13 protein-coding genes and 1 tRNA gene are annotated in these 14,074 nt (G+C 64.9%); 9 read left to right on the top strand and 5 right to left on the bottom strand.

The features are described from left to right. Nucleotides 1–638 precede the first annotated feature (638 nt). From HPY67_08940 to HPY67_08925, 4 genes are all read left to right on the top strand, one after another. The gene (locus HPY67_08940) at nucleotides 639–1,604 is read left to right on the top strand and encodes a polysaccharide deacetylase family protein (GenBank protein NPV04843.1); all 966 of its coding nucleotides are present in this window, start codon (nucleotides 639–641) and stop codon (nucleotides 1,602–1,604) included. Between the two features lie 81 nt (nucleotides 1,605–1,685). Further along, nucleotides 1,686–3,032, top strand: coding sequence for a hypothetical protein (locus HPY67_08935; GenBank protein NPV04842.1), 1,347 nt, complete (start codon nucleotides 1,686–1,688; stop codon nucleotides 3,030–3,032). Between the two features lie 74 nt (nucleotides 3,033–3,106). Continuing rightward, nucleotides 3,107–5,800 carry a formate dehydrogenase subunit alpha gene (gene fdhF, locus HPY67_08930; protein NPV04841.1) on the top strand — a complete coding sequence of 898 codons (2,694 nt, stop codon included), beginning with the start codon at nucleotides 3,107–3,109 and terminating at the stop codon, nucleotides 5,798–5,800. A 306-nt stretch (nucleotides 5,801–6,106) separates the two neighbouring features. Beyond that, the gene (locus HPY67_08925; protein ID NPV04840.1) at nucleotides 6,107–6,286 is read left to right on the top strand and encodes a hypothetical protein; all 180 of its coding nucleotides are present in this window, start codon (nucleotides 6,107–6,109) and stop codon (nucleotides 6,284–6,286) included. A gap of 177 nt (nucleotides 6,287–6,463) precedes the next feature. Here the strand turns inward: HPY67_08925 and HPY67_08920 are convergent, their stop codons facing one another. The 4 genes from HPY67_08920 to HPY67_08905 form a co-directional block, all read right to left on the bottom strand. Further along, nucleotides 6,464–7,720, bottom strand: coding sequence for an OFA family MFS transporter (locus HPY67_08920; protein NPV04839.1), 1,257 nt, complete (start codon nucleotides 7,718–7,720; stop codon nucleotides 6,464–6,466). A 99-nt stretch (nucleotides 7,721–7,819) separates the two neighbouring features. Beyond that, nucleotides 7,820–8,467: a CBS domain-containing protein gene (locus tag HPY67_08915; GenBank protein ID NPV04838.1), complete on the bottom strand. Its 648-nt coding sequence runs from the start codon at nucleotides 8,465–8,467 to the stop codon at nucleotides 7,820–7,822. A 10-nt stretch (nucleotides 8,468–8,477) separates the two neighbouring features. Further along, entirely contained in the window at nucleotides 8,478–8,825 is a 348-nt protein-coding gene (locus HPY67_08910; protein NPV04837.1) for a transcription termination factor Rho, read from the bottom strand. Between the two features lie 170 nt (nucleotides 8,826–8,995). Further along, nucleotides 8,996–11,122, bottom strand: a complete 2,127-nt coding sequence (locus HPY67_08905; GenBank protein NPV04836.1) for a LysM peptidoglycan-binding domain-containing protein — start codon at nucleotides 11,120–11,122, stop codon at nucleotides 8,996–8,998. 136 nt (nucleotides 11,123–11,258) lie between these two features. Between HPY67_08905 and metF the strand changes: the two genes are divergently transcribed. Next, nucleotides 11,259–12,122: a methylenetetrahydrofolate reductase [NAD(P)H] gene (metF, locus tag HPY67_08900; protein NPV04835.1), complete on the top strand. Its 864-nt coding sequence runs from the start codon at nucleotides 11,259–11,261 to the stop codon at nucleotides 12,120–12,122. 15 nt (nucleotides 12,123–12,137) lie between these two features. Here metF and HPY67_08895 read toward each other — a convergent pair whose 3' ends face one another. Continuing rightward, nucleotides 12,138–12,347, bottom strand: a complete 210-nt coding sequence (locus HPY67_08895; protein NPV04834.1) for a flagellar biosynthesis anti-sigma factor FlgM — start codon at nucleotides 12,345–12,347, stop codon at nucleotides 12,138–12,140. Between the two features lie 414 nt (nucleotides 12,348–12,761). On the opposite strand from HPY67_08895, the gene HPY67_08890 reads away from it, so the two are divergent. From HPY67_08890 to HPY67_08875, 4 genes are all read left to right on the top strand, one after another. Beyond that, nucleotides 12,762–12,838: transfer RNA gene (locus HPY67_08890), tRNA-Arg, on the top strand. 115 nt (nucleotides 12,839–12,953) lie between these two features. Further along, entirely contained in the window at nucleotides 12,954–13,142 is a 189-nt protein-coding gene (locus tag HPY67_08885) for a hypothetical protein (protein NPV04833.1), read from the top strand. Next, a complete protein-coding gene (locus tag HPY67_08880) occupies nucleotides 13,127–13,447 on the top strand; it encodes a type II toxin-antitoxin system RelE/ParE family toxin (GenBank protein ID NPV04832.1) in 321 nt (106 codons plus the stop codon). The genes HPY67_08885 and HPY67_08880 overlap by 16 nt, the downstream gene beginning before the upstream one ends. Before the next feature lie 281 nt (nucleotides 13,448–13,728). Then, nucleotides 13,729–14,046: a hypothetical protein gene (locus HPY67_08875; protein ID NPV04831.1), complete on the top strand. Its 318-nt coding sequence runs from the start codon at nucleotides 13,729–13,731 to the stop codon at nucleotides 14,044–14,046. Nucleotides 14,047–14,074 lie beyond the last annotated feature (28 nt).

The following is a 14,074-nucleotide window of genomic DNA, read 5'->3' as shown; positions in this document are numbered from 1 at the left end:
CGTGATGTACGCAAGATACCCGAGTGACAGCAGGACGAGTGCCGTCAGACTGAACAGCAGAACCGTGGTCGTATCCATTGCACAATACCCTCCCGGTGAGCAGAGCCCGGACGGGCGCAGGCTGACGTGGCCCTCCGGTGCCGCGGCAATGGGGCTCATGAGAAGAAACGGAACAGCCCCGACCGCCCCTCCCCGGTCAAGGTGTTCATCCTGAGGCGGGCATGGCTGCCTGCCCTGTGGAAGGAGGTGAATCCAGTACGGATTAAAGAAAACCGTGTCAAAAAAATCAAGAGAAAAACCCCGCCTGTGAAAAAACACCGTCCCACGCCTTCAAAAGCGGCCGATTCCCCCCGGGGACCCGGTCCGCCCCCGCCGGGCAATGCCCCGGCGCCGGGAATGATTATCCACGGGCGGAAAGATCAGGGCAATCCGGCGGGAGTACCATTTCGGGGGCCCACTTTCGGGTGAGAAAAAGGGCTGTTTCTTTACGACGGAAGTATGAGCGGGCGGGAGCAGGCCTCATACTTTCTTCTGACTCGACGGGGCGGGGCTCCCGAAAATAGGGCTTAAGCCGGGGACATTTTTCTGGTAGAATGCCGCCTCTCACGGCGTGACCGCCGGGAAAGGCAAAGCACTGCATGAAGCCAGCGTTCCTGATCGCTGCGTTCCTCCTTTTCGTTCCCATCACCGTGTCGGCTTCCGAGCAGGATCAGCCCTCCTCGAGAGGGGCGATCGTGCGGGATGCGACGCCTTCCGCCCAGACAGCGCCCGCCGCGCCTGCGATACGGAAAAAAGTGAGACACCCCGCGGCAGAGGCGCCCGTCCCGCCCCCCGCCTTCGAGGCCCCGCCGGTACCGAAATCCCCGGCAGCGAAGGCTGCGCCGAGTCCCGAGCAGATCAGGAAGAGACAGATCGTCGCCGCCTACCGGGACAAGGCCCCCCGGGAGTGGGGCGAGCGGGTTGAGGGCGTCCGGACGCGCCTCGACACGGCCGAGCCGGTCATCGCGCTGACCCTCGATGCCTGCGGGGGCCCGCGGGGAGGCCGCGCCGACACGGCCCTCATCGAGTATCTGCAGAGGGAAAAGATCCCCGCCACCCTGTTCGTGAGCGGAAGCTGGATCGACGCCAACGCCGCCCTGTTCCGGAAGCTGGCCGCCGACCCCCTTTTCGAGATCGGCAACCACGGCCTTGCGCACAGGCCCTGCTCCGTCAACGGCAGGTCGGCCTACGGCATCCGGGGGACGGGCAGCGTCGCGGAGCTGGTCGACGAGATCGAGAAAAACGGCCGCAAGATCGAGGCCGCCACGGGACAGAGGCCGAAATTCTACCGGCCCGGCACGGCGTACTGTGACGAGGTGGCCGTGACGGTGGCAGGCGAGCTGGGCTACGAGGTGGTCAACTACACCGTGCTGGGCGATGCAGGGGCGACGTGGCCGCGGGAGAAAGTGAGGGATGCCCTGCTGAAGGCCGGACACGGGGACATCGTCATCCTGCACATGAACCAGCCCCGGAGCGGCACGGCGGCCGGGGTGATGGACGCCGTGCCCCTGCTGAGGGAGAAGGGGTTCAGGTTCGTGAAGCTGTCGGAGTACCCGCTCCGCTGAAGAAGAATTTGAGAAGGTGAGAAGGTCGGACCGTCGGGCGCCGACCGAAGTGCCAAACAGTGAACGGACAGGCTGGGGACCATGAAAAAACGCCGGAACCTCATTCTTGCTCTCATTCTCATCGCGCTCGCGACCACGCCGTGCGCCGCCGAGGTGTGGGAGACGGCCCCGGCCCCCCTGCCGGGCGTGCAGCCGGGGCAGGAAAAGGCCGATTTCTGGATCGCCAGGCACCCCGACCCCGACCGGCCTATCCTCAGCCCCGAGGGGATCGAGGCGATGAACCGCGCAGCCCTCAACTTCCCGGAAACGGAGCTGTCGGACGTCCTGTCAGTCCCGGACCCGCTCGACGGCATCATCGTGCGAAAGGCGATCGCAGACGTCCTGGCCGAATCGCGGCAGTCGAAGGGCTACGACCACACCAACCGGCCCATCACGGCGGCCTTCTACGACCGCATCGAGACGTCCGTCGGGCCGGTGCCCCCCGTCATCCGGCCCGCCTGGGGGCTCGTGACCGCGCGCACAAGCCTGCGGAGGCTCCCCACGAATGAGGCCTTCTACGAGCGGCCCTTTGCCAACGAATTCGACCGGTTTCAGTACTCCGTGCTGGAGTGCGGAAACCCCGTCGCCATTTTGCACCGGACGGCCGACGGGACCTGGGCTTTCGTCCGGACAACCTACACGATGGGCTGGGTCCCCTCGGCGGCGATCGCCGTGGGCGACAGGCCGTCCATCGAATCCTTCATGCGATCCGCCCCCCTCGTCGCAACGGGGGGGATGATCCCCGTCTACGCCGACCGGGGGTTCTCGACACACGCTGTGTCGATCCCGATGGGGACGAGGCTCCCCCTCGCGGAGAAGGCGAGGCACCACTACGCCGTCACCCTGCCCTGGCGTGCGCCCGACGGCGGGGTGCGGTTCGCAACAGGCTACGTGCGCCCCGACGCGGACGTGAGCGTCGGTTATCTGCCCTACACGGCCCGCAACCTCTACAGGCAGCTCTTCAAGCTCGAGGGGCACCCCTACGGCTGGGGCGACCTGTTTGACGGGCGCGACTGCTCCCGCTTCGTCATGGACGTCTTCTCGACCTTCGGGTTCACCATGCCCCGCAACAGCCGGCGCCAGGCCGCCTTCAACCCGGCAGGCAGAAAGGAAACCGCGGCCCTGTCCGAGGCCGAGAAGATCAAGATCCTGAACGGGCTCGGCAGCCGGCCGGCCCTGCTGTACATGCCCGGGCACATCATGGTCTACCTGGGCACGATCGACGGCAGGGCATACGCCATCCACAGCGCCTGGGGGCTGCGGGAGTCGCGGCTTCTCGTCGAGAGAACCGTCATGGCGGGCCGCGTCGTGGTCTCGGACATCACCCTGGGAGGCGGCGCGCGGGGCTCGCTGCTGAAGCGCGTGACGGCCATAACCCCCATGGGATAAACGAAAAAAAGAGCCTGCGGGCACAGGCCCTGCGGTCAGACCGGCCGGGCCGGCCTGCGGCGGGAAAGGTCAACATGGAAACCCAGTTCAGCATGTTCATCAACGGCAAGGAGTGCCGGGCAACCGCCGGGCAGACCATTCTCGATGTAGCCAGAAAGAACGGGATCTTCATCCCCACGCTCTGCTACTTCCCCGCCACGACCCTCGTGGGCGCCTGCCGCGTCTGCGTCGTCGAGCAGGAGGGCGCGAGAAACCTCGTGGCTTCCTGCTCCATGCCGGCCAGCCCCGGCATGGTGATCCGGACCGACACCCCGCGGGTCACCGAAGCCCGGAAGATGATCGTGGAGATGCTCTGGGCCTCGGGCGACCACAACTGCCTGCAGTGCGAGGCGAACGGCGAGTGCGAGCTGCAGGACCTCGTCTACCGGTTCGGCATCGAGAAACCCCGCTTCGAGATCACCCCGCCCGGTTACCCCGTGGACAGTTCCAACTCGATGATCTTCCGCGACCTCAACAAGTGCGTGCTCTGCGGGCGCTGCATCCGGGCCTGCAACGAGATCCAGGTCAACGAGGTGCTCGACTTCTCCCTGCGCGGAAGCCGCATGAAGGTCGGGCCCGCCTTCGACGCGGACTACATCGAGTCCTCCTGCGTCTTCTGCGGCGAGTGCATGCAGGACTGCCCCACGGGGGCGATCATCAACAGGCAGGGCCGCTTCCAGGGGCGCCCTTGGGAGCTCGAAAAGGTCCGCACCACCTGCACGTACTGCGGCGTGGGCTGCCAGCTGGAACTCAACGTCATCAACGGCAAGGTCGTCAAGACCACCGCGGACCGGGGCCACGGCGCCCCCAACTGGGGCAGCCTCTGCGTGAAGGGCCGCTTCGCCAACGAGTTCATCCACAGCCCCGACCGGCTGACGACTCCTCTGATCCGCCGGAACGGAAAGCTCGAGCGGGCCTCCTGGGACGAGGCGCTCGACTTCATCGCCGGCAGGCTGAAGGACATCAAGGCCAAGCACGGCCCGGACGCCATCGGGGGGCTCGCCTCGGCCCGCGTCACCAACGAGGACAACTACATCTTCCAGAAGTTCATGCGGGCGGCGGTCGGCACCAACAACGTCGATCACTGCGCGCGGCTCTGACACAGCTCCACGGTGGCCGGTCTGGCCGCCTCCTTCGGCAGCGGAGCCATGACGAATTCCATCGAGGAGATCGAGCAGGCCGACGTGATCCTCGTGACGGGGTCCAACACGACGGAGAACCACCCCATCGTGGGGATGTACGTCAAGCGGGCCGTCCGCAGGCACGGCGCCCGGCTCATCGTCATCGAGCCCCGCGAGATCCCGCTGGCAAAGTACTCCACCCTGTTCCTGCGGCCCAAACCGGGCACGGACGTGGCCTGGATCAACGGCATGATGCACGTCATCATCACCGAGGGCCTCTACGCCAAGGAGTATGTGGAGAAGCGCACGGAGGGCTTCGAGGAGGTCCGCAAGGTCGTGATGAAGTACACGCCGGAGCACGTCGAGTCCATCACGGGGATCCCGGCCGGCCAGCTCAGGGACGCCGCCCGGATGTACGCCGCGGCCCCGAAGGCGACCATCCTCTACGCCATGGGCATCACCCAGCACAAGACAGGCACCGACAACGTCCGCTCGCTGGCCAACCTCGCCATGCTCTGCGGCAAGGTGGGCTACGAGTCCTGCGGCATCAACCCCCTGCGCGGCCAGAACAACGTCCAGGGCGCCTGCGACATGGGCTGCCTGCCCAATGTCTTCCCCGCCTACCAGAACGTGGGCGCCGACGAGGCGAGGGCGAGGTTCGAGGAAGCCTGGGGCGCAAAGCTTTCGCCCAAGCCGGGGCTCACCGTCGTCGAGATGTCCCGGGCGGCCGGCGAGGGCAGGCTCAAGGCCCTGTACTGCATGGGCGAGAACATGATGCTCTCCGACCCGGACCTTCACCACCTGGAGGAGTCGCTCAGGAAGCTCGATCTCTTCGTCGTCCAGGACATCTTCCTGACGGAGACGGCGGAGCTGGCCCACGTGGTCCTGCCCTCGGCCTGCTTCGCCGAGAAGGGGGGCACCTTCACGAACACGGAGCGGCGCGTGCAGCGCGTCCGCAAGGCCGTCGAGCCGCCCGGGGAGGCGCGCACCGACTGGGAGATCATCGCCGACCTCTCGACCCGGATGGGATACCCCATGCGGTACGGCAAGCCCCGCGACGTCTGGGACGAGATCCGCCGGGTCACGCCCAGCTACGCCGGGATCACCTACGAGCGCATCAGCCGCCAGGGCATCCAGTGGCCCTGCCCCAACACCGACCACCCGGGGACGAAGTACCTGCACCGCGACCGCTTCACGCGCGGCCTCGGGGCCTTCGCGCCCATCGAGTTCGTCCCGCCCGACGAGGTGCCCGACCCGGACTACCCGCTGTACCTCACGACGGGGCGCGTGCTGTACCACTACCACACGGGCACGATGACCCGCCGCTCGCGGGGCGCCAACGAGCGCTTCCCCGAGAGCCTCGCGGAGATCAACCCCAAGGACGCGGCGAAGTTCGGGATCGCCGACGGCAGCCGGGTGAAGGTCAGCTCGCGGCGCGGCGCCGTCGAGGTGAAGGCCGCGGTGACGGACCGGGCCCCCGAGGGGACGATCTTCATGAACTTCCACTTCCGGGAGTCGCCCGTCAACAGGCTCACGAACCCGGCCCTCGACCCGGTCTGCAAGATCCCGGAGCTGAAGGTCTGCGCGTGCAGGATCGAGGCGGTATGAAGAAAGTTCCTTAGTTCCTTAGTTCCTTAGTTCCTTAGTTCGTTAGTTCGTTAGTTCATTAGTTCGTTGGTTCGTTCGCGGAAAAAGAAAAGGCGGGCTCGGCGCCCGCCTTTTTTCTGCCTCGCCGCCCACCGGCGGCCCCGGGTTTGTCCAATTCGTCACCGGCGTCCCCCGAACGGATTAGGCCCGTCTCATACTCCGTTCGTAGGCAAAATTCATACTTTCGTCGAATTGCCTTCTTCGCGGGAAACGTGCACTCTTTGGCCGAGAGATAAAGGGGTAATCTGATCGGGTCAGGAGAATGACATGCCGACTCCAGATTTACCCTCCGCTTCGCCCAAGAAGGAGCGCGCGCACGAGGAAAAGGCCATCGTGCGCGCCCTCATCCGGTACTTCGAGACCGCCCCTGCCGGTGCGAAATCCCCGGCGGCGTCCGAGGTATCGTCCCTCATCAACGCGCTGCACCGGTATTTCGTCAAGAAATAGCAGATGAAGATCCGCCCGGTACTCTCGGCATACGGGTTTTTGTTTTTCGCACTGCTGTTCCTGCTGTTTCTCTACATGACGAGATGACCGGCATGCCTCGCCGGCCGGCTGCGCCCTTCCCGATTGCCCCGTCCCGCGGACCCCTGCCATGAAGGGCAACGACGTATTGCGCCCGGTTCAGGGGGTGCTGCCCAGCTTGTAATAGGATACGTGCTTGGGCCGCCTGAACATCAGGGTGATGATGAAGCCCAGCGACAGACAGGCGGCCGCGGTGTAGAGGGACTGCGTCTTGTCAAACTGCGCGAACACAAACCCCCCCACGACACCGGCTGCACCCCATGCCGTCAGGACGAAGCCGTAGACCTTGCCGATAAAGGTCGGGCCGAACGAATCCGCCGCGAAAGCGGGCATGACGGCAAACCCCCCGCCGAGACAGGAAAGCAGGTAGCAGGCAATGACGGTGAACATCAGGACGCTGTCGATCTGCGGCAGCGTCACGTAGAGAATCGCCTGCGAGAGAAACATGACCAGGAACACGTTCTTGCGGCCGATCATGTCGGAGACGGCAGCCCAGAACAGGCGCCCGAGACCGTTGAACACGGAGGCCCAGGCCAGGATGTACCCTCCCAGGACGGCGAGCTTGGCCGGATCGTCGATACTGCGGGCGACCCGGATGACTTCCTGCGCCATGGGCGAAAGCTTGGACAGAAGCCCCATGCCGGCGGTGACATTCAGGAAGAGCATGCCCCAGATCATGTACCACTGCGGTGTCCTGCGGGCTTCCGTCCAGCTGAACGAATCGGCCGCGCTGACCGTGCTGGCCGGGGGCGTGAAGCCTTCGGGAAGCCATCCGGCGGGCGGGTTTCGCAGGGTCACGGCCGCCAGCAGATTACAGACCAGATAAATGACCCCCAGGACCAGGAACGCGTTGGCCACGCCGATTTGATTGATCAGGCCCGGCACGATCATGCCGATGAAGAAGGCGCCGAGGCCGAAGCCCATGACCGCCAGTCCCGTGATGAACCCGCGCCTGTCGGGAAACCAGCGGATCAGGGTGGCGATGGGCACCACGTAGGCAAGCCCGTTGCCCACGCCGGCGACGAGGCCGTAGCCGAAGAAGAGAATCCAGATATTGCCCGTGTGAAGCGCCACACCGCCCAGCAGCACGCCGATGCCGTAGAGCAGGGATCCCAGGAGGGCGACGAATTTCGGCCCCTTCCTGTCCACGAGCATGCCGCCGAAGGCCGCGGAGACGCCGATCGTGCCGATGATCAGCATGAAGACCCGCGACACGACGGCCATGTCCCATCCCTGCGCGGCCACGATGGGTTTGACGAAGACGGACCAGGCGTACACCGTGCCCAGGATCGTCATGATCACGACACCCGCGATGGCGATGACCCATCGCTTGCTCTCGAGATTCTCGTTGCTCATACGAATCAGATTTCACCTTTCATGGATTCGCCGTAACAAAAAAAGGGCCGAAAGCCTCCTGAGGTTGCCTTCAGCCCCGAAACCTTCCCGGCCCGGTGATCAAGGGTCCTCGTACTTCGTCGTGACCTTGTATCCCGCACCGCGCAGCGCCGCGCAGAGTTCGCGGGCGTCAACGGCGTTCACCCGGATCACGGCGAAGCGCGTGGCCGGATCGGCACGGTTGACGGTGGAGACCATGGAGATGATCGAGAGCCCCAGCCCCCGGACGATCTCCGCGATGCGGCCCATCTCACCCATGTCGCTGGGCAGCGTCAGCTCGATCCGCGCGCTCTCCGTGCCCATGCCCATGACCTCGAGCAGGACATTGAGCATGTCGCATGTCGTGATGATGCCGATGAGCTCGGCGTCCCGGACGACGGGCAGGCAGCCGATCCGGCGCCGGTTGAGGATCAGCGCGGCTTCCTCGATCGGCGTCTCCGGGCCCACCGTGACGGGGTTGCGCGTCATGATGTCGCCCGCCCTCATCTCCGAGAGCAGGTAGTTGAGCTCGTGCACGGAGAGGGTGCTCGCCGGGGACGCCGAGTTCTTGCGGATGTCGCCGTCGGTGATGATCCCCACGACGCGCCGTCCCTCGACCACGGGGACCTGGTTGATGTTCTTCTCGCGCAGGAGGTTGCGGACCTGGAGGACGCTTGCGTCCGGACTCACCGTCACGACGCTTCGCGACATGCGCCGCCCGACGAACATGGCCGTTCCCCTACGCCGGCTTCTCCGCCGCCTTTCCGGCCGCCTTGCGCGCGAGCCTTCTCGTCTTCTTCTTCAGGCGGCTGATCTTCCTGTTGAGCCGCGAGGCGTCTGCGCGTCTGCCCGCCCCGCGGAGTTCCTCGCGCTGCGCCCGGCATTCCCGGATCCGCCTCTTGATCTCCAAAACCGTGTCCACGGGCCTTTCCCGGGTCTGCTTCACCGGGAGGCCCTTGGCCGCCCGGATGGCGGCGATCAGCTCCTCCTTCTTCATCGCCGTGACCCCGGTGATGCCTCCCATCTCCAGGGCCATCTCCCTGAGTTCCTTGACTGTCAGCTTCTCCAACTGCTTTTCTTTTTCCATCGTCATTCCTCCGCAAAGGGCTGGATGGCAAAAGAACCCGAACGAGATTCGATCACTGACCCTTCTATCAGAGGGCACGGGGAAAATCAAACCCAATCCGGGGCGCTCGGACCTTCGGCCCCGGAGGGCCCCGCCGAACGGAAGGACGGCCCTGCTGCTCTTCGAAGGGTTTAAATATCCTCCTCCGGCGGAATGATCAGCTTCCGGTTCACGTACAGGGGGTCGTGGAGCTTGATCTTGTTGGCCTTCATCAGGGCCGCAATCGTGGTGTTGTGCTTCGCGGCGATCTTCTCGAGGGTGTCCCCCTTGCGGACCGTGTAGGTCGTGTTCCTCTTGGCCTTCGCCGTTTTTCTCTCCGCCGGGGCGTCCCTGCCCTTTTCCTTCTCGACGGCGGGAACCTTCAGCCTGCGGTCCACGTAGAGGGGGTCCTTCGGCTTGAGGTTGTTGAGCCTGGCAAGTTCGGCCGCCGTCGTGTCGTGACGGGCCGCGATCTTCTCCAGCGTGTCGCCCTTGCGGACCCTGTAGGTCGTCGTCTTCTGCGCCTGCCCGGCGGCGGGCGGCTTCCTCGCGGCCGCCCCTTTGGCCGCCGGGGCGGGCTCGGCGGCCAGCTCCTCGTCGGGCTTCCCGACGGGCACCCGGAGCGCGCGGCCGGCCGCCGGCTGCTCGCCGGCCTTCAGGCGGTTCAGGGTCCGTATGGCGCGCACCGTCGTGTGGTGCTGCAGGGCGATTCCCTCGAGCGTGTCGCCCTTCTTCACGCGGTATTGGACGGTCTCGGGCTGCGGCTTGTCCTCCTCCTTGGCCGGGGGCGCCGGGATCTTGAGCTTGCGGTCCACCCAGAGGGGGTCCTTGAGCCTCAAGTTGTTGAGCCTGGCGATCTCGACCGCCGTCGCGCCGTGCGCCGCCGCGATCTTCTCGAGCGTGTCGCCCTTTTTCACGCGGTAGGTGAGCGTCCCGTTTTTTCTCGCGCGGGCCGGGTCGGCGGCAGCGCCCTTCCGCTCCTCACCGGCCGTGGCTTTCGACGCCTTCTTCACCGCAGGCGCGTCGTCCTCCCCCACCTTCCCGGCGGCACGGCCCTCCCGCTGGCGCGGCGGATCGGCCGCCGGCTCCTTCCTGGCGGCGGGGACCGCCCTCTCCTCGTCCCGGGCGAGCTGCACGGGTGCCGGCGGCTGCCCGTTGGGGACGAACTGCACGATGGCCTTCGCGATGGCGGCTGCCATTTCGTCCTGGAAGGCCGGCGTCCGCAGCAGCTTCTCCTCGACGGGGTTCGAGATGTAGGCCGTCTCGACGAGCACCGAGGGGATCTCCGGGAGCTTCAGGACGCGGAAGGGCGCCCCCTGGACCTGGCTGAACTTGAGGGTGTTGATGTCCGACATGCTCCGCAGGGTCAGATGCGCGAGCTCGCGGGAGCGGTTGATCGTGTTGGTCATCACCATGTCGAGGGTGATGACGTCGCTGTCGTCGATCGCATCGTCGCCCGCCCAGCCGCCGATGACGTCTGCGAGGTTCTCCTTGCGGGCCAGCAGCCTCGCCGCCTCGTTCGTCGCGCCGCCCGCGGAGAGGATGTAGACCGACCCCCCGCGGATCGTGCGGTTGCGCACCGCGTCGGCGTGGATGCTGACGAAGACGTCGGCCCCGTAGTCCCGGGCGATCTTGAGCCGCTTCTTGAACGGCACGTAGTAGTCGCCCGTGCGGGTCAGGAAGGCCCGGTAACCCTCGCGCCGGTTGAGGTTGTCCCGGAGTTTCCTGGCGATCTTGAGAACGACGTCCTTCTCCCGCGTGCCCATCTTGCCGATGGCGCCGGGGTCTTCGCCGCCGTGCCCCGCGTCGATGACCACGATCCTCGCCTTCTGGAGCCTCTTGACCTCCTGGCGGCTGAGGCTCTCCTTCTCCTCGACCTCGGGGAATTGAAGGTCGATGACGATGCGGTGGGGCTTGTCGAGGAACTTCTTGAGCTTGAAGACCTTCGCCTCCACGTCCTGCGAGAGGGTGATCTCGATGCGCACGCTCTCGTCGGGCAGGGCGGTGACGTCGATCTTCTCGATGCCGGGCTTGTTCAGGAAGCTCTGCAGGGGCACGTCCTCTGCGATGTCGGCGTTCTTCACCGTCAGGGTCAGCCGCCGGCCCTCCTTCGCGACGGCATAGGCCGTCTCGTCGCTCGTGTCGATGACGACGCGCGTGTAATCCGGCGCCGCCCAGTGGCGGATGTTGGAGACGTAGACGAGACCCCAGGCAGGGGCCGCCATGAGCCCTGTCAGGAGCAGGGTTGCGGAAAGGATCGCTCTGCAGAGTCTGGTCATCGCGGTACCGGCATGCCTCAACCGTGCCGAATCTAGCAGATTTCCGGCGGTTGCACAACACCGGCATGACAGAAAATCTATTGACAGATCCGGCCCGAAGTGCCATTTTCACAGGCAATTTTCACAGGCAGACCCGATGCTGATCCGCGACCTGTTCAAGCAGAAAAAGAGAACGCTCTCCTTCGAGGTCTTCCCGCCGGCGCGGGAGGGGAACCTGGAGAGTCTCTTCACGACGATCGCCGAGCTCAAGGAGCTCAACCCCGACTTCATCTCCGTGACCTACGGCGCCGGCGGCGGGACGCGGGACAAGACGATCGAGATCGCCGCCCGCGTGAAGAAGGAGATCGGCAGCGAGGCTCTCGCCCACCTCACCTGCGTCGCCTCGACGCGGGACGACATCGCCCGCATCCTCGAGGACATGAAGGCGAACGGCATCGAGAACATCCTCGCCCTGCGCGGCGACCCGCCCCGGGGCGAGGAGAAGTTCGTCCGTCCCGCGGGGGGCTTCGGGTTCGCCAACGAACTCGTCGAGTTCATCCGGGCGCACAACGGCTTTTCCGTCGGCGTGGCGGGATACCCCGAGGGTCACCCCGAGGCGCCGAGCTTCGACGACGACCTGAAGAACCTCAAGCGCAAGGTGGACGCCGGGGCCGACTTCATCATCACGCAGCTCTTCTTCCGCAACGACGACTTCTACCGCTTCCGGGACCGGGCGATGGCGATGAAGATCCGGGTGCCCATCATCCCCGGCATCTTCCCCATCCTCAACTACAAGCAGATCCTGCGCATCACGGAGCTCTGCGGGGCGAAGATCCCGCCGGCGCTGGGCGACAGGCTCTGCTGGCTCAAGGACAAGCCCGGGGAGGTGGAGAAGTACGGCATCGAGTACGCCCAGCAGCAGGCCTGGGACCTGATCCGCAACGAGGTCTGCGGCCTGCACATCTGCACGATGAACCAGAGCCGCGCGGCGCGGAAGATCGTCCGCGAGCTGGCCCTGTGAGCCGTCGGGCAGGATTCAGTGGCGGGGCTTGCGGGACCTCTGGAGGGCGTCCGCGAGGGCCTCGCCCAGCATCCGCTCGGCAAGCACGTCGGCATCGACGCTGCAGAGGCCCTGCCCAATCCGGGCTCTCACCTCCTCCACCTTCTCGTGCCTGATCTCGGGAAGCTCCCGGACGACCTGGAGCAGCTGCAGCCTGCAATCTTCCTTGCGGAGGGGTTTTCTCATCGTTTCGCTCCCTGGCGGCGGCGTGCCGCGTTTTCTTTGCACCCCTCGTGAGCACCTCGCGTGCCGCGGGCCAAACAACGCCGCACCATCCATTTTCTGCATTCCTTTCAGGGTGTTGCAGCCTTGCCGCCGCATGCGGACGCCGGGCACGAAGCAAACCCGGCCGTGCCGTTCGGGCATCGCCGTAAAATTTTCTTTTCATTTCAGCCGGTTGATTCCGGTATGCCGATACGGAACGGCCCGTTTTGGACCCGGGCAGGGATAAACCGCCGCAATGGGACAAAACAGGGGGTTGAAAAATTTTTTCGTCAGGGTATTCACATATTTCACCGGACGTGCTAAAGAGTGTCCTCCGGGTGCGGCCTGGGAGAGATTTCACCGGTCCGACCCGGTTTCCATTTGCCGGCACACAACGGGCGGTTAGCTCAGCAGGATAGAGCGTTGGTCTCCGGAACCAAAGGTCCTGGGTTCGAGCCCCAGATCGCCCGCCATGAATGCGAAGAGGGCTTCTGGCAGAAACGGAAGCCCTTTTGCTTTTCTACCCGGATTGACAGGGGTCGGCATAGCCGATATAAGTGCTTAAACGCTCACCCGAGGGGGAATCCCATGCAAACCGCCAAAAAGGAGGTCAACAAGCTTCTCAGGCACCTGCCCGAGGACTGCTCGATGGAGGATATCCAGTATCACATCTATGTTCTTCAGAAAATCGAGCGGGGGCTGAAACAGGCCGACGAGGGGAAGGTCATCTCGACCGAGGCTGCTGAAAAAAGGATGAAGAAATGGCTCGGTCGATAGTCTGGACGCACGATGCCGTCTCCGATCTGGAAGCCATTGCCGACTACATCGCCCGGGACTCTGCCTCATACGCAGCGGCTGTCATCCGCGAACTCCTGGATGCCGGAAACTCGCTTGACAGGTTCTACCAAAGGGGCCGGATCGTCCCCGAAACCCGCCAGACAGCCATTCGCGAGCTGATCGTCAGGGAATACCGTCTTATCTACCGGGTGGAAAAGACCCGGATCGTCATCGTCACGATTGTCCATGGACGGAGGGACCTGCGAAAGCTGTGGGCAAAGGCAGAAAAAAACAAGAAGCAGTGACGACTGCTTGAAATGCAAATCCGGATCGAGCGTTGGTCTCCGGAACCAAAGGTCCTGGGTTCGAGCCCCAGATCGCCCGCCATGCAATCAAGGGGTCAGCCGATTTTCGGCCGGCCCCTTTTTCGTCGGCAAGAAACGGACCCACCGGCCCTGCGCCGGGCGGGTGCAAGGGGCCGGGCGGCCGACCTTGACAGACCCCCCCGGGATTGCGAATATAAGGCAGGCGGGGCAGAATCCATCATCCAACCGGACGATAGAACGGCACGCCCCGCGTCAGGATCATGAGCACGAACGTCGATCTGCACGTAAAGAAAACGGTGAATTCCGTCCTGGTGACCCTGGACCGTTGCGGCAAGCACGAGCTGGCGGCCACTGTTCTGCGCAAGGGGTTCTTCGTAGCCCTGATCCGGTCCGCCGAGATCGAGGAGTACTGCAAGAATCTCAAGGAGCAAGGGAAGTGGCACGCCCTGCAGCACGGAAACTTCGGCATCCTCATCGATACGCGGGCTCCGCTGCCCGAGCATTACGACGACTTCATGGAGCATGCCCGGAGGATCTCCGCGATCTTCGACGGGATCGAGCAGTGGTATCACTCCTGAGGATGCGGGGCGTACCCGAGACCGCGGA

The sequence above is a fragment of the Syntrophaceae bacterium genome (assembly GCA_013177795.1).
Lineage (GTDB): Bacteria > Desulfobacterota > Syntrophia > Syntrophales > UBA2192 > UBA2192.
This window is presented reverse-complemented; position numbering and strand designations above follow the sequence as displayed.